Origin of the sequence: Pseudomonas sp. 18-147 (genome assembly GCF_051048045.1) — a bacterium.
Taxonomy (GTDB): Bacteria; Pseudomonadota; Gammaproteobacteria; order Pseudomonadales; family Pseudomonadaceae; genus Pseudomonas; species Pseudomonas aeruginosa.
Genome location: NZ_CP182296.1, coordinates 434043 through 460829, shown reverse-complemented (window position 1 = coordinate 460829; position 26787 = coordinate 434043). Strand labels below are relative to the sequence as shown.

The window sequence follows — 26787 nt, the reverse complement described above, 5'->3', positions numbered from 1 at the left end:
TGCAAGCGGGTGTATAAGTTCCTTTACAGCGACCCGCTGGCCGGTCGTGATCCCCCTGTCCTCAGCGCGGCGCCAGCTCGCGCAGGTGGCGGGCCACGGCCAGCCAGGCGCCGACCCAGCCAAGCAGCACCGCGCCCACGGTCAGCGACAGGCCGTCGTCCAGCGGCACGCCCTGCAGGCCGAAGTCGCTGCCGTACAGCCCTGAAAGGTTGACCACCGAACCGTTCAGCCAGTTCAGCGAATAGGCCAGCAGCGCCCAGGACAGGATGCCCGCGCCCAGGCCGTACAACGCGCCCATGTACAGGAATGGCCGGCGCACGTATCCGTCCGTCCCGCCGACCAGCTTGATCACCTCGATTTCGTTACGGCGATTTTCGATGTGCAGGCGGATGGTGTTGCCCACCACCAGCAAGAGGGTCAGCACCAGCAGGATGGTCAGGCCGAAGACGAAGCGTTCGCCGAGCTTGAGGATCGCGCTCAGGCGCTCGACCCATACCAGGTCGAGCTGCGCCTGCTGCACATGAGGCAGCTCCGCGAGCTGCTGGCGCAGTGCCTCCAGGCCGGCCCGGTCGATCTGCTTGGGCGTGACCGAGATCACCGGCGGCAGCGGGTTCTCCGGCAGCTCCTTGAGCGCTTCGCCCAGGCCGGACTGTTCCTGCAATTCGCTGAGCGCCTGCTCGCGGCTGATCAATTGGGCCTCGATCACGTCCGGCAGGCGCTCGATCTGCTCGCGCAGGTCCTGGCCCTGGTTTTCGCTGGTCTTCAGGTCGAGGAACAGGGAGATCTGCGCCGCCCGCTGCCAGGAGCCGCCGAGCCGTTCGACATTGTTCAGCAGCAGCGAGAGGCCCATCGGCAGGCTCAGGGTGATACCCATCACCAGGCAGGTGAAGAAGCTGCCGAACGGGTGGCCGAACAACCGGCGCAGGCTGTCCACCAGGCTGGCGCGATGGCTTTCCAGGTAGGCGCTGAACGAGCCGCTCCAGTCGGTCTGCTCCTGGCTCGGTTTCTCGCGGGTCTTGCGTTCCGGTGCGCCCTCTTCGGGGCCACGGGGAAGATCGTTGGCGCTCATCAGGCCTCATCCTCACGGTCAGCGATGATCCGGCCACGCTGCAGGGTCAGCATGCGATGGCGCATACGGGCGATCAGGGCCAGGTCGTGGCTGGCGATCAGTACGGTGGTGCCCAGGCGATTGATATCCTCGAACACACCCATGATTTCCGAGGCGAGTCGCGGGTCGAGGTTGCCGGTGGGTTCGTCCGCCAGCAGCAGGGCCGGCTGGTGGACGATGGCGCGGGCAATGCCGACCCGCTGCTGCTGGCCGGTGGAAAGGTCGGAAGGCAACGCCTCGCCCTTTTCCTTCAGGTTCACCCGCTCCAGGGCCGAGGCCACGCGCTTGGCGATCTCCGGCTTGGGCATGCCGAGGATCTGCAGCGGCAGGGCGATGTTGTCCGCCACCGTACGATCGGTGAGCAGTTGGTGGTTCTGGAACACCACGCCGATCTGCCGGCGCAGGAAAGGGATCTGCGCGGTGGTGATGCGCCCCAGGTCCTGGCCGCCGAGCAACAGCTTGCCGCTGGTCGGTCGCTCCATCGCCAGGATGAGGCGCAGCAGGGTGCTCTTGCCGGCGCCGGAGTGGCCGGTGACGAAGAGGATCTCGCCACGGTGCACGCGGAAGGACACCTCGTGCAGGCCTACGTGGCCGTTGGGATAGCGTTTGCCGACCTGCTCGAAGCGGATCATGCGTTCTCCCGCTCTGCGAAGAGTGCCTGGACGAAGGCGTCGGCCTCGAAGGTACGGAGATCGTCGATCCCCTCGCCGACACCGATATAGCGGATCGGCAGGCCGAACTGCTTGGCCAGGGCGAAGATCACCCCGCCCTTGGCGGTGCCGTCCAGTTTGGTCAGGGCAAGGCCGGTCAGCTCCACCGCGAGGTTGAACTGCTTGGCCTGGTTGATGGCGTTCTGCCCGGTGCCGGCGTCGAGCACCAGCAGGACCTCATGGGGCGCCGTCTCGTCCAGCTTGCCGATCACCCGGCGCACCTTCTTCAGCTCCTCCATCAGGTTGTCCTTGGTATGCAGGCGTCCGGCGGTATCGGCGATCAGCACGTCGATGCCGCGGGCCTTGGCGGCCTGCACCGCGTCGAAGATCACCGAGGCGGAGTCGGCGCCGGTGTGCTGGGCGATCACCGGGATGCGGTTGCGCTCGCCCCAGACCTGCAACTGCTCCACGGCGGCGGCGCGGAAGGTGTCGCCGGCGGCCAGCATGACCTTCTTGCCCTCGAGTTGCAGCTTCTTCGCCAGCTTGCCGATGGTGGTGGTCTTGCCCACGCCGTTCACCCCGACCACCAGGATCACATAGGGCTCGCGCGCGACGTCGACCTGCAACGGCTGCTCCACCGGGCGCAGCAGGCTGGCCAGCTCTTCCTGCAGCGCCTTGTACAGCGCGCCGCTGTCGGCCAGCTCCTTGCGCGCCACGCGCTTGGTCAGGTTCTGCACGATCAGGGTGGTGGCCTCGACGCCGACGTCGGCGGTCAGCAGGCGCGTCTCGATGTCGTCGAGCAGGTCGTCGTCGATTTCCTTGCGGCCGAGGAACAGGCTGGCCATGCCTTCGCCGATGCTGGCGCTGGTCTTGGACAGTCCCTGCCGGAGGCGGGCGAAGAAGCCCGGCCTGGTCGCCGGCTCGCTGACTGCCGGAGCGGCGGCCAGCGGCGCAACGGGCTCGGGCTCGGGCTCGGGCTCGGGCTCGGGCTCGGCAGCGAGGATAGGCTCGGGTTGTGCGACGGGCGCCTCGGGGCGGGGCGAATGCTCCTCGGCCGACGCTGGCTCGTCACCGGCGAGCGGCGCTTCGGCAACCGGCGCCGGCGGCTCGGCCGGCTCGGCAGCGGAGGGCTGCTGCCGACCTGGCTGTTCTGTCAGGGATTGCGCCACGTCATCGGCAGGCGCGCGCTGCTCGGCGGCCGCTGTCTCGGAGACCGGCTCGACAGGCTGCTCGCCGGCTTGCGGCTTTTTCCGCCACCAGCCGAACAGACCTTTCTTTTCCCCGCCCTGCGGGGCCTTCTTGTCGTCGTTGGAACCAAACATGAATGCTTGTATCTCAAGGGAGCGGCACGGGACGTGGCCGCCCGGAAAACGGATGGGTATCCTAGCATCTCCTCGCCCGACGGGGCTAAGGGTCCTGCCCCGCAGTGACCTGAGACCCCGGTGGCGGCACGAAAGGTCCAGATCACCATGAAAACCCCAGCTCGCCGCCGCGTCGGCCTGCTCCTAGCCAGCCTTTGTCTCCCGCTTTTCGCCCAGGCGGCGGAAACCCAGCCCACCCACGAGTTCAGCCTCGACAACGGCCTGAAGGTCATAGTGCGTGAAGACCACCGCGCCCCGGTGGTGGTTTCCCAGCTCTGGTACAGGATCGGCTCCAGCTACGAGACACCCGGGCTCACCGGCCTGTCCCACGCCCTCGAACACATGATGTTCAAGGGCAGCCGCAAGCTCGGCCCGGGCGAAGCCTCGCGGGTGCTGCGCGACCTGGGTGCGGAAGAGAACGCCTTCACCACCGACGACTACACCGCCTATTACCAGGTCCTGGCCCGCGACCGCCTGCCGGTGGCGCTGGAGATGGAAGCCGACCGCATGGCCCACCTGAGCCTGCCGGCCGACCAGTTCAAGAGCGAGATCGAGGTGATCAAGGAGGAGCGCCGCCTGCGCACCGACGACAATCCCAACGCCCTCGCCTTCGAGCGCTTCAAGGCCGCCGCCTACCCGGCCAGCGGCTACCACACCCCGACCATCGGCTGGATGGCCGACCTGCAGCGCATGACCATCGACGACCTGCGCCACTGGTACGAATCCTGGTACGCGCCGAACAACGCCACCCTGGTAGTGGTCGGCGACGTCACCGCCGACGAGGTCAAGACCCTCGCCAAGCGCTACTTCGGCGAGATCCCCTGGCGCCAGCTGCCGCCGGCGCGCAAGCCGCTGGAACTGGCCGAGCCCGGCGAGCGCCGGCTCAAGCTGTACGTACGCACCCAGCTGCCGAACCTGATCATGGGCTTCAACGTGCCCAGCCTGGGCAGCAGCGAGAACCCTCGCGAAGTCAACGCCCTGCGCCTGATCGGCGCGCTGCTCGATGGCGGCTACAGCGCCCGCCTGGCCTCGCGCCTGGAGCGCGGCGAGGAGCTGGTCGCCGGCGCCTCCACCTACTATGACGCGTTCAACCGCGGCGACAGCCTGTTCGTCCTCTCGGCCACGCCGAACGTGCAGAAGGGCAAGACCCTCGAGCAGGTCGAGGCCGGTCTGTGGAAGCAGCTCGACGACCTCAAGCAGAACCCGCCCAGCGCCGCGGAGATCGAGCGCGTGCGCGCGCAGATGATCGCCGGGATGGTCTACGAGAAGGACTCCATCGCCGCCCAGGCCAGCAGCATCGGCCAGCTGGAAAGCGTCGGCCTGTCCTGGAAGCTGATCGACCAGGACCTGGAGGCCCTCAAGGCAGTGACTCCGGACGATATCCAGAAAGCCGCCCGCACCTATTTCACCCCGTCGCGCCTGACCCTGGCGCAAGTGCTGCCTGTGAAGGCCGAGGAAAAGGAGGCCCGTCATGAGTGAGCGCACAGGGCTGCGTTATGGCCTGCTCGGCCTGATCGTCATCGTGTTGCTGGCCGCGCTGGCCTATTTCGTCGCGCGTCCCACCCAGACCCCGGCGGCGGCCCATGCCGCGGCGGTCGAGGAAAACCAGTTGCAGTCGCTGAAGGACGTCGCCAAGCAGGCGCCGGTCCATCGCAAGCTGGACATCCAGGAATGGAAGACCGCCGAAGGCGCCAAGGTGCTGTTCGTCGAGGCCCATGAACTGCCGATGTTCGACCTGCGCCTGACCTTCGCCGCCGGCAGCAGCCAGGACGCCGGCACCCCCGGCCTGTCGATGCTGACCAACGCCATGCTCAACGAAGGCGTGCCAGGCAAGGACACCACTGCCATCGCCGCCGGCTTCGAGGACCTCGGCGCCTCGTTCAGCAACGGCTCCTACCGCGACATGGCGGTGGCCGGCCTGCGCAGCCTGTCCGACGCCGACAAGCGGACCCAGGCGCTGAAGCTGTTCGAACAGGTGATCGGCCAGCCGACCTTCCCCGAGGACGCCCTGGCACGCATCAAGAACCAGGTCCTGGCCGGTTTCGAGTACCAGAAGCAGAACCCCGGCAAGCTGGCCGGCCTGGAGCTGTTCAAGCGCCTCTATGGCGAGCATCCCTACGCGCACTCCAGCGACGGCGACGAAAAGTCCGTTCCAACGATCAGCCGCGAACAATTGCAGGCGTTCCACAAGAAGGCCTACGCCGCCGGCAACGTGGTCATCGCGCTGGTCGGCGACCTCTCGCGGCAGGAGGCCGAAGCGATCGCCGCGGAAGTCTCCAAGGCGCTGCCCCAGGGCCCGGCGCTGGCCAAGACCGTCCAGCCGGAAACGCCCAAGCCCGGCCTGACGCACATCGACTTCCCCTCCGAGCAGACCCACCTGATGCTCGCCCAGCTTGGCATCGACCGCCAGGATCCCGACTACGCGGCGCTCTACCTGGGCAACCAGATCCTCGGCGGCGGCGGCTTCGGCACCCGCCTGATGGACCAGGTGCGAGAAAAGCGCGGCCTGACCTACGGCATCTATTCCGGCTTCACCGCCATGCAGGCACGCGGTCCGTTCATGATCAACTTCCAGACCCGCGCCGAACTCAGCGAGGGGGCGCTGAAGCTGGTCCAGGACATCGTCCGCGACTACCTGGCCAACGGCCCGACCCAGAAGGAACTGGACGACGCCAAGCGCGAACTGGCCGGCAGCTTCCCGCTGTCCACCGCGAGCAACGCCGACATCGTCGGCCAGCTCGGCGCCATCGGTTTCTACGGCCTGCCGCTGGACTACCTGGAAAGCTTCCTCAAGCAGGTCGAGGGACTCAGCGTCGAACAGGTCAGGACCGCCATGGCCAAGCACCTGGACGCCGACGCCTTCGTCATCGTCAGCGCCGGCCCGAGCGTGCCGCAGAAACCCCTGCCGCCACCCACCACCAAGCCGGCCCAGCAACCCAGCGGCGTTCCGGAGCATTGATGAGTAAACCTACTGCGAAAGCCCCCGGCCGCCACGGCGGCCAGGGACAGCTGCGGATCATCGGTGGCGAATGGCGCAGCCGGCGTTTCGTCTTTCCCGACGGGCCCGGCCTGCGACCGACCCCGGACCGGGTCCGCGAGACCCTGTTCAACTGGCTGACACCCTATGTCGAAGGCGCACGGGTGCTCGATCCCTTCGCCGGCAGCGGCGCGCTGTTCCTCGAGGCGTTGTCGCGCGGCGCCCGCGAAGGGCTGGCCCTGGATACCAACGGCGAAGCGGTGGCGGCCCTGCGCAACCACCTCGACGCGCTCAAGTGCGGCACCGCCCAACTGGTCCTCGGCGATGCCGTGCGCTACCTGGGAAACCAGGCTCCGAGCACCTTCGACCTGGTGTTCCTCGACCCGCCGTTCCATCAGAACCTGCTGCAGGACGCCTGCCGCCTGCTCGAAACCCGCGGCTGGCTGAACCCCGACGCCTGGATCTATACCGAGAGCGAGAGCGTCCCCTCGTCCCTCGGCCTGCCCGGAAACTGGCGGCTGCACCGGGAAAAGAAAGCCGGCAACGTACATTACGCGCTCTGGCAGCGGGGAGCCTGAGGATGAGCCCGGCTTCCGCGAGCATTCGCCAACGCCTGCTGGCGCTTGGCGAGCCTTGCGCGGCGCAACCCGCCGCCGACTGGCAGGGCGATATCGCCCTGCCCGCCGAGCTGGAGCGTTTCTACCGCGAGGTCGGCCCACTCGACTGCACCCTGGAGAGTGCCGGCAACCCATTTTTCCTGCCGTCCCTGGCCCGCCTCTGGCAGCGCCAGGCCGGCTATCGCTGGCACGGCATCAGCGGCGAGCGCCTGTCGGGCTGGCAGGACGACTGGCTGGTGGTGGCCGACCAGGGCGCCGACCCGTTCATCCTCGAGACCGGCAGCGGGCGCATACTCTTCGACCTGCATGGCGGCAGGGGCTGGGACCCGGCGCCGTGCTTCGACGACCTGTGGCAGATGGCGGCCAGCCTGGCCTGCTTCGGCGAGGTCTGGAGCGGCGCCGGCGAGGACATCCTGCTGGACGACTGCAGCGTCGCGCCCCGCTATCGGCAGCAGCTCGTCGACGAACTGCAACCGATCCTCGGTTCGCGCCAGCGGGCGGAGGACCTCGCCGACGAGTTCGGCTGGTAAGCTGGTGGCCACACCACCACCGCCCATGACCTGCGCATGACCGCGTCCCCGACCTTCCAGCCCGCCTGGTGGCTGCCCAATCCGCACCTGCAGACCCTGTGGAGCCCGTTCTTCCGCCGCGGGTCGACCCTGGAACGGCAGCGCGAACGCCTGTGGCTGGCCGATGGCGACTTCATCGACCTCGACTGGGCCGGCCCGCACGATGCCGAGACCCCGCTGGTGCTGGCGCTGCACGGCCTCACCGGGTCATCCTCGTCGCACTACATCCTCGGTCTGCAGCGCGCTCTGCTGGAGCGCGGCTGGGCCAGCGTGGCGCTGAACTGGCGCGGTTGCTCGGGGGAGCCGAACCGCCTGCCGCGCGGCTACCATTCCGGGGTCAGCGACGACCTCGCCGAGGTGGTCGCGCACCTGCGCGCCAGGCGCCCGCAAGCGCCGCTGTACGCGGTCGGCTATTCGCTGGGCGGCAACGTGCTGCTCAAGTACCTGGGCGAAACCGCTGGGGACTGCCCGCTGCTCGGCGGCGTCGCGGTGTCGGTGCCGTTCCGCCTGGACGAGTGCGCCGACCGCATCGGCCTGGGCTTTTCCCGGGTCTACCAGGCGCACTTCATGAAGGCCATGCTGGCCTACGTGCAGGACAAGCAGCGGCTGTTCGGCGAGCAGGGCCAGGCGGAAGGCCTGGCCGCCCTGCAACGCCTCGGTCCGCTGGAGGGCATGCGCACCTTCTGGGACTTCGACGGCCGGGTCACCGCGCCGCTGCACGGCTTCGCCGACGCCAGGGATTACTATCGGCGCGCGTCCAGCCGCTACTACCTGCCGGACATCCGCACGCCGAGCCTGATCATCCATTCCAGCGACGACCCCTTCGTGTTCGCCCGCAGCCTGCCCGATCGCAGCGAACTGGCACCCTGCACCGAGCTGGAGCTGCACGCCCGCGGCGGTCACGTCGGCTTCGTCGACGGCTCTCCGCGCCAGCCCACCTACTACCTGGAACGACGCATCCCCGACTGGCTGGAGGCCCGCCTGCGGCAGCACTGAGCTGGCCGGCGTCCGGCGACGGGCGGCAGAATAGGAACAGGCTGAAGGAAAAAGGGGGGCGAATGGAACTGACGCTGCGGCACAACCCGATGCTCGACGACGCCGACTGCGAGGCGATCCTGGCGATCCACGCGGCGGTCGGCTGGGACCGGCGCATGCCGCCTGCCGAGCTACGCACGCTGTACCAGCATTCCGGGTATTCCCTGCTGGCCGAACGCGACGGCCGCCTGGTCGGCCTGCTGCGCGCCGAGGAAGAAACACCGATTCGCGTCTGGCTGGCGGAAATCGCCGTGCTGCCCGGCGCACAGAGCAGCGGCGTCGGCGCAGCCCTGCTGCGGCGCTTCGCCGAGGATCACCGCGGCGCCTACCTGTTCACCGACGCCACCCTCGGTACCGAAGCCTTCTTCCGCCGCCACGGCATCCACATCCAGCAGGTGCTGGAGAAAACCCTGCGCGATCAGAGCGGCACGTAGAGCCGCTCGGAAATCCCGTCCACCGCATCCTGGGCCTGCGCCTCGATGTGCCCGCTCTCCAGCGCCAGCACCTGGTAGATGCCGCGACGCAGTTGCGCCTCGCTGAGGTCGCCGTCGAGATCGAGGGTGGTGCAGAGGAAGCGCACCCAGGAGGTGAGGATGATCCAGGCGTTGAGGGTCAGGGCCTCCAGCTGGGTCTCGTTCATCCGCAGGATGCCGGCCTCGGTGAAGCCCCGGTAGATCGCCTTGGCGTTGACCAGGCAACGCTGGGCGAAGGCGCGGTAGCGCGCCGCCAGCTCCGGGTCGCTTTCCAGCAGGTGCTCGAGGTCGCGATGGAGGAAGCGGTAGCGCCACATCGCGGCCAGTAGCGCTTCCAGGTAGAAGGTCTTGTCGTCCACCGTCAGACCCCGCCCTTCGGGCAGGCGCAGGAAGCTCTCGACGTGGCTTTCGTACTCGGCGAACAGCTCGGCGATGATCGCCTGCTTGTTCGGGTAGTGGTAGTAGAGGTTCCCAGGCGATATACCCAGGTGGGTGGCGATATGGTTGGTGGTGACGCTGCGCTCGCCCTGGGCGTTGAACAGTTCCAGGCTGGCCTGGGCGATGCGATCGCGGGTCTTGATGCGTGGTGCCATGGGGACGACGGGCTCGTTCGGGTAACAGTGCGGGGCGCGCCCCGCCGTGACAGCGTAGAAGGTACACAAAGCCGGCCGCCCGGGTCAGCCCCCGGGGTGGCGGCCGGCGACCGGCCCGCCTTTCGTTGGGTACGCAAGCGCCGGGCTGGCAGGCATGCTGTTTGACACTTTAGAGTATTTACTCTAGAAATCCAGCGACGCAGCGAAATTCATCGGACCGAACCAGGTCCGCCATAACGACAGACGCGCGGCCACGCAGCCGCCCACGCTTCGCCGAGGAGCCAGCCCATGGTCGCCGATATCGCCTACCTGCAGCAGAGCCAGCAGGAAATCAACCAGCTCGAAGCCCTCTTCGCCCGCCAGCGCGCCGCCTACCTGGCGCAGCCGATGCCCGACGCCACGCAGCGCGTGCAGTGGCTGAAGGCCCTGCGCGACCTGCTGTTCAAGGAACAGCAGGCACTGATCGAGGCCATCGACCGGGACTTCAGCGCGCGCTCCGCCGACGAGACCCTGCTCGCCGAGATCATGCCCAGCCTGCACGGCATCCACTACGCCGCCAAGCGCGTGAAGAAATGGATGAAGCCCGCGCGCCGCGCGGTCGGCCTGCAATTCCAGCCGGCCTCGGCCCAGGTGGTGTACCAGCCGCTGGGCGTGGTCGGGGTGATCGTGCCTTGGAACTATCCGCTGTTCCTCTCCATCGGCCCGCTGACCGGGGCCCTCGCCGCCGGCAACCGGGTGATGATCAAGATGAGCGAGTCGACCCCGGCCACCGGGCGCCTGCTCAAGGACCTGCTGGCGCGGATCTTCCCCGAGGACCAGGTCGCCGTGGTGCTCGGCGAGGTGGACGTCGGCGTGGCCTTTTCCAAGCTGCCGTTCGACCACCTGCTGTTCACCGGCGCCACCAGCGTCGGCAAGCACGTGATGCGCGCCGCCGCCGAGAACCTGACCCCGGTCACCCTGGAGCTGGGCGGCAAGTCGCCGGCGATCGTCTCCGACAGCGTGCCGATGAAGGACGCCGCCGAGCGGATCGCCTTCGGCAAGAGCCTCAACGCCGGGCAGACCTGCGTCGCGCCCGACTACGTGCTGGTACCGAGCCGGCGCGTCGAGGAATTCGTCAGCCAGTACAAGGAGGTGGTCCAGGGCTTCTTCCCGCGTCTTTCGGACAACCCCGACTACACCGCGATCATCAACGAGCGCCAGCTCGGCCGCCTCCGGGGCTATCTCGACGACGCCCGCGAGAAGGGCGCGACCCTCGTCCCGCTGTTCGCCGAAGGCCAGCAACGGCGCCTGCCGCAGACGCTGCTGCTGAACGTCAGCGACGACATGAAAGTGATGCAGGAGGAAATCTTCGGCCCGCTGCTGCCGGTGATCCCCTACGAGCGCCTGGAAGACGCCCTGGCCTACGTCAACCAGCGCCCGCGACCGCTGGCCCTGTACTACTTCGGCTACGACAAGGCGCAGCAGCAGCGCGTGCTGCACGAGACCCACTCAGGCGGTGTGTGTCTGAACGACACCCTGCTGCATGTCGCCCAGGACGACATCCCGTTCGGTGGCGTCGGTCCCTCCGGCATGGGCCACTACCATGGCCACGAAGGCTTCCTCACCTTCAGCAAGGCCAAGGGCGTGTTCAGCAAGCCGCGCTTCAACGCCGCGCGAATGATCTACCCCCCCTACGGCAAGTCGATCCAGAAGCTCGTCTACAAGCTGTTCGTGCGCTGAACCGGGGCGCGTGCGGCGCCCCCTCATTCCTACGCTGCAGGTGACATAACAACAATGAGCGACACCACCCTTGAAAGCGCCGGCCTGTCCCGACGCAGCCTGATGAAAGTCGGCCTGATCGGCGGCGCCTTCCTCGCCACCGCGGGCGTCACCGCCAGCCTCACCGGCTGTTCGGCGGAGAAACCGGCGAGCGGCCTGGAAAAGGTCCGCGAATCCGACCTGCCGTTCCTCCGTGCGCTGCTGCCGGTGATGCTGCTCGGCGCGGTTTCCGCCGAGCAGATGCCGAAAGCCGTGGAGGGCGCGATCCAGAGCCTCGACCACAACCTGGCGCGGCTCTCCCCGGAGATGTTCAAGCTCACCCAGCAACTCTTCGACGTGCTCGCCCTGCCGCTCACCCGTGGCCCGCTCACCGGTATCTGGGGCAGTTGGGAGAACGCCAGCGGCGACGACGTGCGGGCATTCCTTTCGCGCTGGGAAAACAGCTTCATCGGCCTGTTGCGGATGGGCCACAGTTCGCTGATGCAACTGGCGATGATGGCCTGGTACGCCCGCCCCGAGGCGTGGGCCCATTGTGGCTACCCCGGACCGCCGAAGATCGCTTGAGCCGCCCCCGGAACAATACGAAGAGCCCGAAGCCGCCTAGCCTGAGAGTGCATTCATGCCTGTACCCGATCTGTTCGCCGAGGGCCTCGCCCGCGGCTGGAAAACCTACAACGGCTCGCGCCTGGACGACGACCTGGAGCTGGAGGCCGACGTGGTCGTGGTCGGCACCGGCGCCGGCGGCGGCACCACCGCGGAAATCCTCAGCGCCGCCGGCCTGAAGGTGCTGCTGGTGGAAGAAGGCCCGCTGAAGACCAGCAGCGATTTCAAGATGCAGGAGGCCGACGCCTACCCCGAGCTGTACCAGGAAGGCATCGGCCGGATGAGCAAGGACGGCGCCATCACCATCCTCCAGGGCCGCGCCGTGGGCGGCACCACCCTGATCAACTGGACCAGCAGCTTCCGCACCCCGGAACCGACCCTGCAGCACTGGGCCCAGGTCTACGGGGTCAAGGGCCACAGCGCGGAGGACATGGCGCCCTGGTTCGAGAAAATGGAGCAGCGCCTGCACGTGGCGCCCTGGGCGCTGCCGCCGAATGCCAACAACGACGTGATCCGCCTGGGCTGCGAGAAGCTCGGCTATCACTGGAAGGTCATCCCGCGCAACGTCCTCGGTTGCTGGAACCTCGGCTACTGCGGCATGGGCTGCCCGGTCAACGCCAAGCAGTCGATGCTGGTCACCACCATCCCGGCGACCCTCGACAAGGGTGGCGAGCTGCTCTACCTAGCGCGCGCCAACCGGCTGCTGCTGGACGGCGACAAGGTGACGGGCCTCGAATGCCTGGGCATGGATGAGCGCTGCGTGGCGCCCAACGGCCGCCGGATCAGGGTCCGGGCCAGGCACTACGTGCTCTCCGGCGGCGGCATCAACACCCCGGCGATTCTTCTCCGCTCGAAGGCGCCTGATCCGAGCCAGCGGGTCGGCAAGCGCACCTTCCTGCACACGGTGAATTTCAGCGCGGGGCTGTTCGACCGGGTGATCAACCCCTTCTACGGCGCACCGCAGTCGATCTACTCCGACCATTTCCAATGGGACGACGGTGTCACCGGACGCATGTCCTACAAACTGGAGGTGCCGCCGCTGCAACCGTCGCTGGCCTCGGTGCTGCTCGGCGGCTTCGGCAGCGACAACGCCCTGCGCATGGAACAGCTACCGCATACCAACATGATGCTCGCCCTGCTCCGCGACGGCTTCCACCCGGACAGCGCGGAGGGCTCGGTCGGCCTGCGCGGCGACGACACCCCAGTGCTCGACTACCGGATGACCGACTACACCTGGGACGGTATCCGCCGTGCCTTCCATACCATGGCGGAGATCCAGTTCGCCGCCGGCGCCCGGGAAGTGCGGCCGGTGCACAGCGACGCGCGTAGCGCGAAGAACCTGCAGGAGGCGCGCGGGATCATCGACGGCCTGCGCCTGGAGATCTACCGCACGCGCCTGGGCAGCGCCCACGTCATGGGCGGCTGCGCCATGGGCGAAGACCCGGCCGTGGCGGTGGCCGACAGCCTCGGCCGCCATCACCACCTGCGGAACCTGTCGATCCACGACGGCTCGCTGTTCCCCACCAGCATCGGCGCCAACCCGCAGCTCTCGGTCTACGGTCTTACCGCGCAACTGGCCAGCGCGCTGGCCGAACGCCTGGCCAGGGCCTGAACCGCCGCCGCCGGGCCGGCCGCGCGCCGCGGCAGCCGGCCCGGCGCCATCAGACCTATGGGCTAAAGGCCGATGGCCCGTGCGTCTTGGCCGCACGGGCATCCCTGCGCTACCATCCGATTCCCTTACGAAACCCTGCCAGGACGTAGCGATGAACCGAGTGCTGTACCCAGGCACCTTCGATCCCATCACCAAGGGTCACGGCGATCTGATCGAACGTGCTTCACGGCTTTTCGACCATGTGATCATCGCGGTCGCCGCCAGCCCCAAGAAGAACCCCCTGTTCAGCCTGGAACAGCGGGTTGCGCTGGCCCAGGAGGTCACCAAGCACCTGCCGAACGTCGAGGTGGTGGGCTTCTCCACCCTGCTGGCGCACTTCGTCAAGGAGCAGAAGGCGAATGTCTTCCTCCGCGGCCTGCGCGCGGTTTCCGACTTCGAGTACGAGTTCCAGCTGGCCAACATGAACCGCCAGCTCGCCCCCGACGTGGAAAGCATGTTCCTCACCCCGTCGGAGAAGTATTCCTTCATTTCCTCGACGCTGGTCCGGGAAATCGCCGCTCTCGGCGGGGATATCAGCAAGTTCGTGCATCCGGCCGTGGCAGACGCCCTGGCGGAACGTTTCAAGCGCTGATCCGCGTCTCTCCGCCGGCCTCCCGTCGGCGTCCCGCGTGCACTGCGGGCGCCGATGCGGCACAATTCCGCTATTCCCGTTACCGATGCCGTGGCTGTCCGTCGCGGTTGGAGTTGTTAGATGTCCCTGAAAATCACTGACGATTGCATCAATTGCGACGTCTGCGAACCCGAATGCCCGAACGGCGCGATCTCGCAAGGCGAAGAAATCTATGTGATCGATCCCAATCTCTGCACCGAGTGCGTCGGCCACTACGACGAGCCGCAGTGCCAGCAGGTCTGTCCGGTGGACTGCATTCCCCTTGACGACGCCAATGTCGAGAGCAAGGACCAGTTGATGGAGAAATACCGGAAGATCACCGGCAAGGCCTGATCCCCGCCGGCGCCTGTCCTTCAGGGACGGTTCGCGCCCCGTCCGACGCGCTTTTGGCTATCCTTGGCAATCCAGTCTGAGGCGTTCGCGGCCCCGTCCCGCGAACGCCGCTGAACAGTGAGCCGCCATGTCCTTCCTGAACCTGCCCGTCCGTACCCTGGTCGCCGCCTGCGGCCTGTCCCTGCTCAGCCTCGCGGCGCATGCCGACAGCTTTCGCGGCGACGCCCACGCACCGCAGCAGGCCGCCGTCGCCACGCCACATCCGGCCGCGACCGTCGCCGGCCTGGAAACCCTGGCCAATGGCGGCAACGCCTTCGACGCTGCGGCGGCCATCGCCGCTGCCCTGGCGGTAGCCGAGCCTTACGGCTCGGGACTCGGCGGCGGTGGATTCTTCCTTCTGCGCCAGGCCGGTGCGCAGCCGACCTATCGCTTCCTCGACGCCCGCGAGCGCGCGCCGAAGGCCGCCTACGCCGACATGTACCGGCGCAATGGCAAGGTCGACCCCAGGCTGTCCGTCGACGGCCCGCTGGCGGCGGCGATCCCCGGCCTGCCGGCGGCGCTGGTCGAATTGAGCAGCCGCTACGGACGCAAGCCCCTGGCCGACAATCTGGTGCCGGCGATCCGCCTGGCGGTGGATGGCGTATCCGTCGACCGGATCTACCGTGACCGCGCCGCCATGCGCCTGGAAGCGATGCGCAAGGACCCGGAAACCGCGCGGATCTTCCTCGACAAGGGCGGAATCCCCGACGAATGGAACCTGCTCCGCCAACCGCAGTTGGCACGTACCCTGGAACGCCTCGGGCGCTACGGGCGGATCGGTTTCTACGAAGGCGAGACAGCGGACAAGCTGCTCACCGGGGTCCGCGCCGGCGGCGGCATCTGGAGCGCGGCCGACCTGCGCGACTACCGGGTGATCGAACGCCGCCCGCTGGAGGTGAAGCTGGCCAACGGCCGCGAACTGATCAGCGCACCGCCGCCCTCGGCCGGCGGCGTCGCCCTGGCGCAGAGCCTGCAGATGCTGGAACAGCTGCCGTGGCAGAAGGCCGAGCCGGTACAGCGCGCCCATTACGTGCTGGAGGTCCTGCGCCGTGCCTACCGCGATCGAGGCCTGCTCGGCGACCCGGACTTCGTCGCCAACCCGCTGCCCAGTTTGCTGGCGCCGGACTACCTGAAGCGCCTTGCCGCCGGCATCGACCCGCGCCGCGCCACGCCCAGCTCGGCGCTGCCGGAGGCGCCGGCCTGGCGCGAAGGCGACCACACCACCCACTTCGCGGTGATCGATGCCCAGGGCAACGCGGTGGCCGCCACCCTCTCGGTGAACCTGCCGTTCGGCGCCGCCTTCACCGTTCCCGATACCGGCGTGGTGCTGAACAACGAGATGGACGATTTCGCCGCCGACACCCAGGGCGCCAACAGCTACGGCCTGGCCGGCAGCCAGGCGAACGCGGTGGCGGCCGGCAAGCGCCCGCTGTCGAGCATGAGCCCGAGCTTCCTGGAAAGCCCGACCGACTTCGCCGCCTTCGGCACCCCTGGCGGCAGCCGCATCCCGAGCATGGTGCTGATCTCCATGCTGCAGTACTTCGACGGCCGCCCGGTCGGCCAATGGGTCGCCGCGCCGCGCTACCACCACCAGTACAAGCCGGACGTCGTCGAGTACGAACCGCGCGCCTTCAGCGATGCCGAGGCCGCCGAACTGCGCCGGCGCGGCTATCAGCTCAAACGCCTGGAGCGCAGCTACGGCAACCAGCAGGTGCTCTACTGGGACAAGCGCAGCGGCCGCGTCGACGCCGCCAGCGACCCGCGCGGGATCGGCTACTCGTCTCTGTCCCTGGAGGCGCAAGCGCAGCCTCGGCCGCACTGAACAAACGAGAGACAGCGCTCAAAAAATGTTCGACGATCTCACCCAGATAGGCGCCGCGTAGGGATTTCGCCGACGAGTCCGGCTGGCAATCCAGGCGGCGTGCCTCACTGGCTCGCCGCTTCAACCGCCTGCTGCGCATCCTCCGCACTGGCTTCCACCGCCTCCGGGTCAGACGGGGCGCCCTCCATGCCTCGGCCGGAGTGCCGGCGATCGGCGGCACCGGAGCAGTCGGCGACGCCGGACAGCTCTCCATCCAGCGCAGCGTGAATCCAGTTTTCCAGGCGGGTGTACCAGGCTGCGTTCGCGGCGCTCTCCAACCAGGCGATGGCATCCGCATCCTGCTGCTGTGCGGCCTTTTCCAGCCAGAGCCGCGCTTGCAGCTTGTTCATCCCGGCACCGGAACCGTTCCAGTAGGCCTCGCCCACCTTGAACTGGGCACGGGCATCTCCCTGGGTCGCAGCCTTGCAGAACCACTGGAAGGCCTTTTCCCGGCTGCCGGCATAACGGTCCAGCAGGGCGGCTTCCTCGTCTGAAGTGGCGGAATAGACGCCTTGCGAGTCGTCCAGGTAGAACCATCCCAGATTGGTTTCGGCGTCTTCGCTACCGCTGGCCGCCGCGCGTTCGAACCAGGTCCCGGCCTTCACCCGGTCCTGGTCGACCCCTTCGCCTCTCCAGTAGAGAACGCCCATTTCATTCTGGGCGGCGGCATCCCCCTGCTCCGCGGCCTTCCGGAACCAGCGTGCCGCCTCGGTCTTGTCCTGTGGCCCGCCGTCACCATCGCGATAGAGCATGGCCAGTTGGATCTGCGCGCGGACCATCCCCGCAGCGGCCGCCTTGCCCCACCATTCGCGCGCGCTGGCGTAGTTCTGTTGCTGGTAGAAGTAGGCGCCGAAATCGAACAGAGCCTGCGGCTCCCCCGTCTCGGCGGCCTGGCGGAGGCGGGTGAATTCGGCGAACAGTTCATCGCCGCGCTTGTCGCCCTGCTCGGCCTTGGACTGCTCCCTGGCGAGGTCGGACACCGCATCCTCCGCCCAGGCGAACGAGGGTACGGCAAGAGCAAGGACGGACAGGAACACCCACTGACTGAACATACGCGAAATCCTTATCTTGGTTGAGTCGGTCGGCCACCCCTGGTCGACCTTGTGACCTTGCTGGTCAGCAGGACACTGTCACCATCGGAGAGTCCGATCAAGTGCCGCGAACGGTCCGTGCGGAACATCTGTCATCGGCCGATACGGCGCTATAGCTGCCGCCTGCCGTGGCGGAAGAAAAGACTTAGCCCAATCTCCGTGCCCCCTGCAATGCATCGAGAAAACAAAAAGCCGGTCGATGACCGGCTTTTTTTCATTCCGTTGGAAACTCAGCTTTCGTCGTGGTTATAGCCGCTGGTGGTGCAGCCCAGGCAACGGACGAAGGCTTCCTTGCCCGGATCGACCACCAGCGCCTGGCCGGCCTTGCCGACGCTGCCGCTGGCCGCGGTGAACGGCAGGCTGACCACGAAGGCCACCGCCCCGACGGCCGTGGCGGCGATCAGGAAGGGACGGGCGATGAGCAGATCGCCGATCATGGCGTACGCGGGGGGCGCTTCGACGGTGTACATCGGGTCGCCGCTGGCGTTTTCCTGCACGGCATCCGCCAGCGCGGGCATGGACGAGAGCCCGGTGGTCAGCGCCAGCACGAGCGCGGTGGTGCGAAACAGGTTCATGGAGGCGGTCCTTTCTGGTTTTTGGTTGGGCAGATATCGCCTAACTATAACAGCGCTGCGGGTAGTGCCAGCGTGACCGCCTTCAATCGCCGAGGAATGCGTAGTGCGGCTTTTTCGGGATGAACGGCCGGTAGAAGCCGATCAGGCTGCACAGGTCGGCGTCCTCGTTGCCGGTCGGCCAGAAGGGTTCGCCGATGACGATCCGCCGGTTTTCGTAGTCCAGCGCCGCCGGCACCACCGGTACGCCGGCGCCACGGGCGATGTGGTAGAAGCCCATGCGCCAGCGGTCGACCTTCTTGCGTGTGCCTTCCGGAGCGATGATCAGCATGAACTCACGGTGCTCGCGGAAGGCCTGGATCGCCTGGTCCACGGTATTCAACTTCAGGTGGCGCTGGATCGGGATGCCACCCCAGCGCCGCATCAGGCCGCCCAGCGGGCCGTTGAACAGGGTGTGCTTGCCGAACCAGCGGGCGTTCAGGCGCAGGACGAACTTGGCGGCAAGGAAGGCCACGAAGTCCCAGTTCGAGGTGTGGTGGGCGCCAATCACCACGAACTTGTCGAGCGCGGGCAATTGGCCCTCGATCTTCCAGCCGGAGAGTTTCAGCATGGCATGGCCGAGCGACTCGACCAGGGTGTTGCGAGGCAGGTAATTGCCGGACATCGTGCACCTTTCTTATGGCAGGCCGCTCACCGTGGCGGCCCTTCTTGTGGCGGTAGAGTATGCGCGGCGCGGCGCGGCGCTTCAGCGTTGGCAGCGCGGGCAGTACACGCTGGCGCGCTGGCCTAGGCGGATCTCGCGCAGGGTGCTGCCGCAGACCTTGCAGAACTCCCCGCCACGGCCATAGACGAACAATTCCTGCTGGAAGTAACCGGGCTGGCCGTCGCCGCCGACGAAATCGCGCAGGGTGGTGCCGCCGCGCTCGATGGCGATCGCCAGGATTCGCTTGATCTCCTCCGCCAGGCGCAGGTAGCGCGCCTTGGAGATGCTCCCGGCGGGCTTGCGCGGATCGATGCCGGCGGCGAACAGCGCTTCGCTGGCGTAGATGTTGCCGACCCCGACCACCACCGCGTTGTCCATGATGAACGGCTTGACCGCCATGCTCCGCCCGCGCGACAGCTCGAACAGACGCTGGCCGGCGAAAGCGTCGGTCAGCGGTTCCGGGCCGAGGTTGCGCAGCAACTCGTGTTCCAGTGGCGCCAGGCTCCAGAGCATGGCGCCGAAGCGCCGCGGATCGGTGTAGCGCAGGGCCATGCCCGAGGCCAGCTCGATGTCGACGTGCTCGTGGCGACTGGCCGGGGTGCCGCTCTCCACCAGCCTCAGGCTGCCGGACATGCCCAGGTGGCTGATCAGCGTACCGGACTCGGCGCCCAGCAGCAGGTACTTGGCGCGGCGCTCGACGCTGACGATGCGTTGTCCGGACAGGCGCACGTCCAGGTCTTCGGGAATCGGCCAGCGCAGGCGCCGCTCGCGCACGATCACGCGCTCGACGCGCTGGCCTTCGAGGTAGGGGGCGATGCCCCGGCGGGTAGTTTCGACTTCGGGTAGTTCGGGCATGGCGGCAGCAATCCGGTTGACCGCGGCACCTTAGCAGGAAGCGCCGCGGCGCGGCCAGTCAGTAGCTGCCCTGGCCGACGCCCAGCTCGAGGATCGAGCCCTTGAGGTTCTCGAAGTCGTAGTCGGTGAGCCCGACGTAGTCCAGCACCAGCGCACCGATGCTGTTCCATTCGTGGTCTTCCGGCTGGTTGCCGAGGACCCGGTGCGAACCGCAGATGTGTTCGGCCATCTTCAGGATCGCCAGCAGGTTCTTCAGTTGGGTATCGCGTGCCGATTCGTCGCCGAAGATCGACAACGCGTTGTGGTGGTTGGCGATCGCCTCGCAGACGTGCTCCGGCAGGCGCCAGGAGCGCGCGGTGTAGTAGCCGACCACCGCATGGTTGGTGTTCAGCACGCGGTTCTCGGTGTCCACCACCCGGCGTTCGTCGCTGGCGGCGGCGTAGGCCTCTTCCAGCACCGCCATGTAGTGCGGGAAGCGCTTGAGCATCAGCGGGATGCCGCAATTGTGGAACAGGCCGAGAGCGTAGGCTTCGTCCACCGATTCGTAGCCGATCCGCTTGGCCAGGCTCAGGCAGCTCATGGCCACGTCCTGGGCGGTGTCCCAGAAACGGTTGAGGGTGACGATGGTGTCGTCGCTCATCTCACCCTTGATCGACTGGGCGTTGATCAGGTTGATCACCGAACGACTGCCCAGCAGGTTCACCGCGCGCTGGATCGAAGTGATGCGATTGGCCAGGCCGAAGAACGGCGAGTTCACCAGTTTCAGGAGAGCCCCGGAAAGGCCCGGGTCCTGGCTGATCAGCCTGGCAATGTTCTTCAGGTCCGGATTGGGCATGACCTGCTCCATCTGCAGGTCGACCATGATCTGGGGTTGCGGCGGCACGCTGATGCCTTGCAGGACCTGGCGGATCTGCTCGGCGGTGAGTTCTTGGACCATGAGGACGGAGGCGAAAGTTGACGGTGCGCGCAGTTTACCCGGAGAACCCCGCCATGGGGCGGGCTTCTACCGGAAAAGCGGCGCCAGGCAACGGACATGGAACTTTTCCCGCAGCCGCCAGGGTCGGAATGAATACCCCTTCTGATATCGGGAGACATGCCATGACCCAATCCCTGCACGGCAAGGTCGTCGCCGCCCTGGTGACCGACGGTTTCGAACAGGTCGAACTGACCGGTCCGAAAAAAGCCCTGGAAGACGCCGGCGCCACGGTAAGGATTCTTTCCGACAAGGCCGGCGAGGTGCGCGGCTGGAACCATCACCAGCCAGCCGAGGCCTTCCGCGTCGACGGCACCTTCGAAGACGCCAGCCTGGACGACTACGACGCCCTGCTGCTGCCCGGCGGGGTGATCAATTCCGACCAGATCCGCAGCCTGGCCAAGGCCCAGGAACTGGCGATCCGCGCCGAACAGGCGAGCAAGCCGGTGGCGGTGATCTGCCACGGCGCCTGGCTGCTGATCTCCGCCGGACTGGTGCAGGGTCGTACCCTGACCAGTTGGCCGTCGCTCAAGGACGACATCAACAACGCCGGCGGCCACTGGGTGGACCAGGAGGTAGCGGTGGACGGCAAGCTGGTGAGCAGCCGCAAACCCGAAGACATCCCGGCCTTCAACCGTCGATTCATCGAAATCCTCGCCGGCTGAACGGCCCGCGTTCGCGCAGCGGTGAATCCCGTCGCTGCGCTATAATCGCGCTCTTTTGCCGGAGCCTTTCCCATGACCCTGCCCAGCTTGCGTCTCAAAGCCAACGCCGAGCGCCGCCTGCGCGCCGGCCACCTGTGGGTCTACAGCAACGAGGTGGATGTCGCCGCGACGCCGCTGAATGCCTTCGCCGCCGGCGACCAGGCGGTGCTGGAAATGGCCAACGGCAAGCCGCTGGGCATCGTCGCGCTGAGCCCGAACAATCTCATCTGCGGCCGCCTCATTTCCCGTGATACCAAGCACGTTCTCGACAAATCGCTGCTGGTTCATCGCATCAACATCGCCCTCAGCCTGCGCGAGCGGCTTTTCGACAAGCCGTTCTACCGGCTGGTCTACGGCGATTCCGACCTGCTGCCCGGCCTGGTGGTCGATCGCTTTGGCGACGTGCTGGTGGTGCAACTGGCGTCCGCAGCCATGGAACTGCGCAAGGACGAGGTGCTCGCCGCCCTGCTGCAGGTGCTCAAGCCCGCCGCCGTGCTCTGGAAGAACGACTCCAGCGCGCGCGACGCCGAGGGCCTGGAGCGCTACGTGGCCAATGCCTACGGCGAAGTGCCGGAGTGGGTCGCCCTGGAAGAGAACGGCGTGAAGTTCGAGGCGCCGGTGCTGGCCGGGCAGAAGACCGGCTGGTTCTACGACCACCGCATGAACCGCGCGCGCCTGGCGCCCTACGTGCAGGGCAAGCGGGTCCTCGACCTGTTCAGCTATATCGGTGGCTGGGGCATCCAGGCCGCCGCCTTCGGCGCCAGCGAAGTGATGTGCGTGGACGCGTCCGCCTTCGCCCTCGACGGCGTCGAGCGCAACGCGGCGCTGAACGGCGTGGCGGAGAAGGTCGCCTGCGTCGAGGGCGACGTGTTCGAGGCCCTGCGCGAGCTGAAGGCCGCCGACGAACGCTTCGACGTAGTGATCGCCGACCCGCCGGCCTTCATCAAGCGCAAGAAGGACCTGAAGAACGGCGAGGCCGCCTACCGCCGTCTCAACGAACAGGCCATGCGCCTGCTGAGCAAGGACGGCATCCTGGTCAGCGCCTCCTGCTCGATGCACCTGCCCGAGGACGACCTGCAGAACATCCTGATCGGCAGCGCCCGCCATCTCGACCGCAACATCCAGCTGCTCGAGCGCGGCGGCCAGGGCCCCGACCATCCGGTGCACCTGGCGATCGCGGAAACCCGCTACATCAAGAGCCTGACCTGCCGGCTGCTGCCCAACGGCTGAGCCCGTCCCGGCGGATGAGCGCCTGCGTTCATCCGCCCTACGGCCACCGCCTCTCGCGGCGCGACGGGCGGCGCAAGAGGCCAACCCTGGTCGCGACGCGCCGCTCCGCCGACCGCCAGCCTTCCCCATTCGCCCGCTCTGGGCTTAGAATCCGGGCATTCCTCGCCAATCATCCCCCGGCGGGCAGTGAGCCCAGGCCGTCGCCAATGGTGACCCCATTCAGACCCCGGCCAACTCCGTACACTCGGCTATTCCCCGTTTGCATCCGGTTCCTTCGACGCTCACGATACAGTCATAACCCGAACCTGATTAGCCGCAGGAAATCGTCATGCCCGATTACCGCTCGAAAACCTCCACCCACGGCCGCAACATGGCCGGCGCCCGCGCCCTCTGGCGCGCCACCGGGATGAAGGACGAAGACTTCAAGAAGCCGATCATCGCCATCGCCAACTCCTTCACCCAGTTCGTGCCCGGCCACGTGCACCTGAAGGACCTCGGCCAACTGGTCGCCCGCGAGATCGAGAAGGCCGGCGGCGTGGCCAAGGAATTCAACACCATCGCCGTCGACGACGGCATCGCCATGGGCCACGACGGCATGCTCTATTCGCTGCCGAGCCGGGAGATCATCGCCGACTCCGTGGAATACATGGTCAACGCCCACTGCGCCGACGCCATCGTCTGCATCTCCAACTGCGACAAGATCACCCCCGGCATGCTGATGGCCGCGCTGCGCCTGAACATCCCGGTAGTGTTCGTCTCCGGCGGGCCGATGGAAGCCGGCAAGACCAAGCTGGCCAGCCACGGCCTGGACCTGGTCGATGCCATGGTGGTGGCCGCCGACGACTCCTGCTCCGACGAGAAGGTCGCCGAGTACGAGCGCAGCGCCTGCCCGACCTGCGGCTCCTGCTCCGGCATGTTCACCGCCAACTCGATGAACTGCCTGACCGAGGCGCTCGGCCTGTCGCTGCCGGGCAACGGCTCGACCCTGGCCACCCACGCCGACCGCGAGCAACTGTTCCTACGCGCCGGGCGCCTGGCCGTGGAACTCTGCCAGCGCTATTACGGCGAAGGCGACGACAGCGTGCTGCCGCGCAACATCGCCAACTTCAAGGCCTTCGAGAACGCCATGACCCTGGACATCGCCATGGGCGGCTCGACCAATACCATCCTGCACCTGCTGGCCGCCGCCCAGGAGGCCGAGGTGCCGTTCGACCTGCGCGACATCGACCGCCTGTCGCGCAAGGTGCCGCAACTGTGCAAGGTGGCGCCGAACATCCAGAAGTACCACATGGAAGACGTGCATCGCGCCGGCGGCATCTTCTCCATCCTCGGCGAACTGGCCCGCGGTGGCCTGCTGCACACCGACGTCCCCACCGTGCACAGCCCGAGCATGGCCGACGCCATCGCCCAGTGGGACATCACCCAGACCCGCGACGAAGCCGTGCACACCTTCTTCAAGGCCGGTCCGGCGGGCATCCCGACCCAGACCGCGTTCAGCCAGAACACCCGCTGGCCGAGCCTGGACGACGACCGCGCCGAGGGCTGCATCCGCAGCGTCGAGCATGCCTATTCCAAGGAAGGCGGGCTGGCCGTGCTCTACGGCAACATCGCTCTCGACGGCTGCGTGGTGAAGACCGCCGGGGTCGACGAGTCGATCCACGTGTTCGAAGGCAGCGCGAAGATCTTCGAAAGCCAGGACGCCGCGGTGAAAGGCATCCTCGGCGACGAGGTGAAGGCCGGCGACATCGTGATCATCCGCTACGAAGGACCGAAGGGCGGGCCGGGCATGCAGGAAATGCTCTATCCGACCAGCTACCTGAAGTCCAAGGGCCTGGGCAAGCAGTGCGCCCTGCTCACCGACGGACGCTTCTCCGGCGGCACCTCGGGCCTGTCCATCGGCCACGCCTCCCCGGAAGCCGCCGCCGGCGGCGCCATCGGCCTGGTGCAGGACGGCGACAAGGTGCTGATCGACATTCCCAATCGCTCGATCAACCTGCTGGTCAGCGACGAAGAACTCGCCGCACGCCGCGCCGAACAGGACAAGAAGGGCTGGAAGCCGGCCGCGCCGCGTGCCCGCCGCGTCAGCACCGCGCTCAAGGCCTACGCCCTGCTCGCCACCAGCGCCGACAAGGGCGCGGTACGCAACAAGGCGCTGCTGGACGGCTGAATCGTCCAGCGACGAAAAAAGCCCGGTCCCGCGCCGGGCTTTTTCATTCACGCGTACGCGCGCCGAATGGCGGATAATCGCAAGCGGTCATTCGCCCTACCGCTCACCCACGCTCCAACCGCAGGGCGCATACGCCACCGGCGTTATCCGCCGACATGCGGCGCAGCCAGGCCTGGGCGAGACCGTGTTCGCCCAGTAAAATCGCGCTCTTTTTCCCCGGACCGCCACCATGAGTTCCCTGCAAAGCCCGTCGGACGCCAGCGCCCGCAACGACCTGGTCTATGGCCTGGACGACCGTCCCAGCGCTCCCATCGCCCTGCTCGCCGCCCTCCAGCACCTGCTGGCGATCATCGTGCCGATCGTTACCCCCGGCCTGCTGATCTGCCAGGCGCTGGGCGTATCGCCGCGCGACACCAATCTGATCGTGTCGATGTCGCTGGTGATCTCCGGCATCGCCACCTTCGTCCAGTGCAAGCGCTTCGGCCCGTTCGGCGCCGGACTGTTGATCGTCCAGGGCACCAGCTTCAACTTCGTCGGCCCGCTGATCGCCGGCGGGGCGCTGATGGTCAAGCAGGGCACGCCGGTGGAAAGCGTGATGGCGGCGATCTTCGGCGTGGTCATCGCCGGCTCCTTCGTCGAGATGGGCATCTCGCGCATACTGCCGTTCGTCAAGCGGCTGATCACCCCGCTGGTGACCGGCATCGTCGTGCTGATGATCGGCCTGACCCTGATCAAGGTCGGCCTGATCAGCATGGGCGGCGGCTTCTCGGCGATGTCCAACGGCACCTTCGCCAACGGCGAGAACCTGCTGCTGTCCGGCGTGGTGCTGGGCATCATCGTGGTGCTCAACCGCATCCCGGTGGTATGGATGCGCAGTTGCGCCATCGTCATCGCCCTGGCCGTCGGCTACGCGCTGGCCGGCTACCTCGGTCGCCTGGACTTCACCGGCATGCACCAGGCCGAGCTGTTCCAGGTACCGACCCCGCTGCACTTCGGCCTGGACTTCTCCTGGCCGCTGTTCATCCCGATGCTGGTGATCTACCTGGTCACCTCCCTGGAAGCCATCGGCGACGTCACCGCCACCAGCAAGGTGTCGAAGCAACCGGTGGAAGGCCCGCTGTGGATGCAGCGGATCAAGGGCGGCGTGCTGGTCAACGGCGCCAACTCGTTCCTCGCCGGTATCTTCAATACCTTCCCCAGCTCAGTGTTCGCCCAGAACAACGGGGTGATCCAGCTCACCGGCGTGGCCAGCCGCTACGTCGGCCTGTGGATCGCCGCCATGCTGGTCCTGCTCGGCCTGTTCCCGAGCGTCGCCGGGGTCATCCAGGCGGTGCCGGAACCGGTACTGGGCGGCGCGGCGATGGTGATGTTCGGCGCGGTGGCCGCTTCGGGCATCAACATCCTCGCCGGCATCCAGCTGGACCGCCGTGCCCTGCTGATCATCGCCGTATCCCTGGCCCTCGGCCTGGGCGTTTCGCAGGTGCCGGAGTTCCTCGCGCACATGCCCGCGGCGCTGCGCAACGTGCTGGAGTCCGGGGTCGCCACCGGCGGCATCTGCGCCCTGCTGCTGAACTGGTTCCTGCCGGAAAGCCCGGTCCAGAAGGCCGGACACTGATAGGCGCGGCGCCACCTCCGGGTGGCGTCGCGGTTTTCGCCGAAGGGTTTTCGTACCCGGCCAATGGTTGGGTATGATCGACGGCATGGCCATGCCCGTCGGCCACCCTCTTCCGTCCCGCAACCCGGACCCGCGCCCATGCCCCAGTCCCGCCGCCCGTTGCGCATCGGCCTGATCGCCGACACCCATGGCCTGCTCCGGCCCGAGGCGCTGGAACGGTTGCGCGGCTGCGACCAGTTGATCCATGCCGGCGACATCGGCAAGCCGGAAATCCTCGCCGAGCTGGAACGCCTGGCGCCGCTCTCGGTGGTGCGCGGCAACAACGACACCCAGGACTGGGCGGCGGACATCCCCGAGCGCCTGCTGCTAAAGATCGGCCGGCTGACCCTCTATGTGCTGCACGACCTCAAGCGACTCGACCTCGACCCGGCCGCCGAAGGCATCGACGTGGTGGTCGCCGGACATTCGCACAAGCCGCTGAAGGAAGAGCGCGACGGCGTGCTCTACCTCAACCCGGGCAGCGCCGGGCCGCGGCGCTTCAGCTTGCCGATCGGGATCGGCGTGCTGGAAGTGGCGGGGAAGAAGATCGAGGCGGAGCTGATCACCCTCTGACCCCGC

General features: G+C 67.4%; 26 protein-coding genes. 17 read left to right on the top strand and 9 right to left on the bottom strand.

What is annotated here, in order from left to right; translation table 11 throughout:
• Window positions 1-61: 61 nt before the first annotated feature.
• The 3 genes from ftsX to ftsY are packed head-to-tail and all read right to left on the bottom strand — an operon-like array spanning window position 62 to window position 3080.
• Window positions 62-1069: a permease-like cell division protein FtsX gene (gene ftsX / locus ACM0M4_RS02095; RefSeq protein WP_003084508.1), complete on the bottom strand. Its 1008-nt coding sequence runs from the start codon at window positions 1067-1069 to the stop codon at window positions 62-64.
• The gene (gene ftsE / locus ACM0M4_RS02090) at window positions 1069-1740 is read right to left on the bottom strand and encodes a cell division ATP-binding protein FtsE (protein ID WP_003084505.1); all 672 of its coding nucleotides are present in this window, start codon (window positions 1738-1740) and stop codon (window positions 1069-1071) included. The genes ftsX and ftsE overlap by 1 nt, the downstream gene beginning before the upstream one ends.
• Window positions 1737-3080, bottom strand: a complete 1344-nt coding sequence (gene ftsY, locus ACM0M4_RS02085; protein WP_283903183.1) for a signal recognition particle-docking protein FtsY — start codon at window positions 3078-3080, stop codon at window positions 1737-1739. Before ftsY ends, ftsE begins: the two co-directional genes overlap by 4 nt.
• Before the next feature lie 120 nt (window positions 3081-3200).
• Between ftsY and ACM0M4_RS02080 the strand changes: the two genes are divergently transcribed.
• From ACM0M4_RS02080 to ACM0M4_RS02055, 6 genes are all read left to right on the top strand, one after another.
• Window positions 3201-4598: a M16 family metallopeptidase gene (locus tag ACM0M4_RS02080; RefSeq protein WP_003084498.1), complete on the top strand. Its 1398-nt coding sequence runs from the start codon at window positions 3201-3203 to the stop codon at window positions 4596-4598.
• Window positions 4591-6078, top strand: a complete 1488-nt coding sequence (locus ACM0M4_RS02075; RefSeq protein WP_221345478.1) for a M16 family metallopeptidase — start codon at window positions 4591-4593, stop codon at window positions 6076-6078. The genes ACM0M4_RS02080 and ACM0M4_RS02075 overlap by 8 nt, the downstream gene beginning before the upstream one ends.
• The gene (gene rsmD, locus ACM0M4_RS02070) at window positions 6078-6674 is read left to right on the top strand and encodes a 16S rRNA (guanine(966)-N(2))-methyltransferase RsmD (protein ID WP_221345477.1); all 597 of its coding nucleotides are present in this window, start codon (window positions 6078-6080) and stop codon (window positions 6672-6674) included. Before ACM0M4_RS02075 ends, rsmD begins: the two co-directional genes overlap by 1 nt.
• Window positions 6675-6676: 2 nt before the next feature.
• Window positions 6677-7243, top strand: a complete 567-nt coding sequence (locus ACM0M4_RS02065) for a hypothetical protein (protein WP_003084491.1) — start codon at window positions 6677-6679, stop codon at window positions 7241-7243.
• A gap of 36 nt (window positions 7244-7279) precedes the next feature.
• Window positions 7280-8278, top strand: coding sequence for a hydrolase (locus tag ACM0M4_RS02060; RefSeq protein ID WP_014602383.1), 999 nt, complete (start codon window positions 7280-7282; stop codon window positions 8276-8278).
• A 62-nt stretch (window positions 8279-8340) separates the two neighbouring features.
• Complete coding sequence (locus tag ACM0M4_RS02055; RefSeq protein WP_003102866.1) at window positions 8341-8751, top strand: GNAT family N-acetyltransferase; 411 nt, start codon at window positions 8341-8343, stop codon at window positions 8749-8751.
• Here ACM0M4_RS02055 and ACM0M4_RS02050 read toward each other — a convergent pair.
• Window positions 8736-9383: a TetR/AcrR family transcriptional regulator gene (locus ACM0M4_RS02050; RefSeq protein WP_003084488.1), complete on the bottom strand. Its 648-nt coding sequence runs from the start codon at window positions 9381-9383 to the stop codon at window positions 8736-8738. The genes ACM0M4_RS02055 and ACM0M4_RS02050 overlap by 16 nt on opposite strands.
• 288 nt (window positions 9384-9671) lie before the next feature.
• Between ACM0M4_RS02050 and ACM0M4_RS02045 the strand changes: the two genes are divergently transcribed.
• From ACM0M4_RS02045 to ggt, 6 genes are all read left to right on the top strand, one after another.
• Window positions 9672-11102: a coniferyl aldehyde dehydrogenase gene (locus ACM0M4_RS02045; protein ID WP_003102868.1), complete on the top strand. Its 1431-nt coding sequence runs from the start codon at window positions 9672-9674 to the stop codon at window positions 11100-11102.
• A gap of 54 nt (window positions 11103-11156) precedes the next feature.
• Entirely contained in the window at window positions 11157-11705 is a 549-nt protein-coding gene (locus ACM0M4_RS02040; RefSeq protein WP_003084486.1) for a hypothetical protein, read from the top strand.
• Between the two features lie 55 nt (window positions 11706-11760).
• Complete coding sequence (locus ACM0M4_RS02035) at window positions 11761-13356, top strand: GMC family oxidoreductase (RefSeq protein ID WP_003102870.1); 1596 nt, start codon at window positions 11761-11763, stop codon at window positions 13354-13356.
• Between the two features lie 151 nt (window positions 13357-13507).
• Entirely contained in the window at window positions 13508-13987 is a 480-nt protein-coding gene (gene coaD, locus ACM0M4_RS02030) for a pantetheine-phosphate adenylyltransferase (protein ID WP_003084466.1), read from the top strand.
• A 120-nt stretch (window positions 13988-14107) separates the two neighbouring features.
• Window positions 14108-14359: a YfhL family 4Fe-4S dicluster ferredoxin gene (locus tag ACM0M4_RS02025; RefSeq protein WP_003084462.1), complete on the top strand. Its 252-nt coding sequence runs from the start codon at window positions 14108-14110 to the stop codon at window positions 14357-14359.
• 127 nt (window positions 14360-14486) lie between these two features.
• On the top strand, window positions 14487-16220 hold the full coding sequence (gene ggt / locus ACM0M4_RS02020) for a gamma-glutamyltransferase (RefSeq protein ID WP_003112970.1): 1734 nt from the start codon (window positions 14487-14489) through the stop codon (window positions 16218-16220).
• Window positions 16221-16324: 104 nt separating this feature from the next.
• Here ggt and ACM0M4_RS02015 read toward each other — a convergent pair whose 3' ends face one another.
• The 5 genes from ACM0M4_RS02015 to ACM0M4_RS01995 form a co-directional block, all read right to left on the bottom strand.
• Window positions 16325-17311 (bottom strand): tetratricopeptide repeat protein, encoded by a 987-nt coding sequence (locus ACM0M4_RS02015; protein WP_003112969.1) that lies wholly within the window; start codon window positions 17309-17311, stop codon window positions 16325-16327.
• Between the two features lie 269 nt (window positions 17312-17580).
• Window positions 17581-17925 (bottom strand): hypothetical protein, encoded by a 345-nt coding sequence (locus ACM0M4_RS02010; RefSeq protein ID WP_003084452.1) that lies wholly within the window; start codon window positions 17923-17925, stop codon window positions 17581-17583.
• An 82-nt stretch (window positions 17926-18007) separates the two neighbouring features.
• A complete protein-coding gene (locus ACM0M4_RS02005) occupies window positions 18008-18586 on the bottom strand; it encodes a lysophospholipid acyltransferase family protein (protein WP_003084450.1) in 579 nt (192 codons plus the stop codon).
• A gap of 81 nt (window positions 18587-18667) precedes the next feature.
• Window positions 18668-19480, bottom strand: coding sequence for a bifunctional DNA-formamidopyrimidine glycosylase/DNA-(apurinic or apyrimidinic site) lyase (mutM, locus tag ACM0M4_RS02000; protein WP_003123869.1), 813 nt, complete (start codon window positions 19478-19480; stop codon window positions 18668-18670).
• A gap of 58 nt (window positions 19481-19538) precedes the next feature.
• Window positions 19539-20363, bottom strand: coding sequence for an HDOD domain-containing protein (locus ACM0M4_RS01995; protein WP_003118789.1), 825 nt, complete (start codon window positions 20361-20363; stop codon window positions 19539-19541).
• 215 nt (window positions 20364-20578) lie between these two features.
• On the opposite strand from ACM0M4_RS01995, the gene pfpI reads away from it, so the two are divergent.
• The 5 genes from pfpI (at window position 20579) to ACM0M4_RS01970 (ending at window position 26781) form a co-directional block, all read left to right on the top strand.
• Window positions 20579-21118 carry a protease PfpI gene (gene pfpI / locus ACM0M4_RS01990; RefSeq protein WP_003102879.1) on the top strand — a complete coding sequence of 180 codons (540 nt, stop codon included), beginning with the start codon at window positions 20579-20581 and terminating at the stop codon, window positions 21116-21118.
• A 72-nt stretch (window positions 21119-21190) separates the two neighbouring features.
• Window positions 21191-22387 (top strand): class I SAM-dependent rRNA methyltransferase, encoded by a 1197-nt coding sequence (locus tag ACM0M4_RS01985; RefSeq protein ID WP_003084438.1) that lies wholly within the window; start codon window positions 21191-21193, stop codon window positions 22385-22387.
• Window positions 22388-22715: 328 nt separating this feature from the next.
• The gene (ilvD, locus tag ACM0M4_RS01980) at window positions 22716-24554 is read left to right on the top strand and encodes a dihydroxy-acid dehydratase (protein ID WP_003084436.1); all 1839 of its coding nucleotides are present in this window, start codon (window positions 22716-22718) and stop codon (window positions 24552-24554) included.
• A 229-nt stretch (window positions 24555-24783) separates the two neighbouring features.
• Window positions 24784-26169 (top strand): nucleobase:cation symporter-2 family protein, encoded by a 1386-nt coding sequence (locus ACM0M4_RS01975; protein ID WP_003102887.1) that lies wholly within the window; start codon window positions 24784-24786, stop codon window positions 26167-26169.
• A 138-nt stretch (window positions 26170-26307) separates the two neighbouring features.
• Window positions 26308-26781, top strand: a complete 474-nt coding sequence (locus ACM0M4_RS01970) for a metallophosphoesterase family protein (protein ID WP_003102894.1) — start codon at window positions 26308-26310, stop codon at window positions 26779-26781.
• Window positions 26782-26787: the final 6 nt, after the last annotated feature.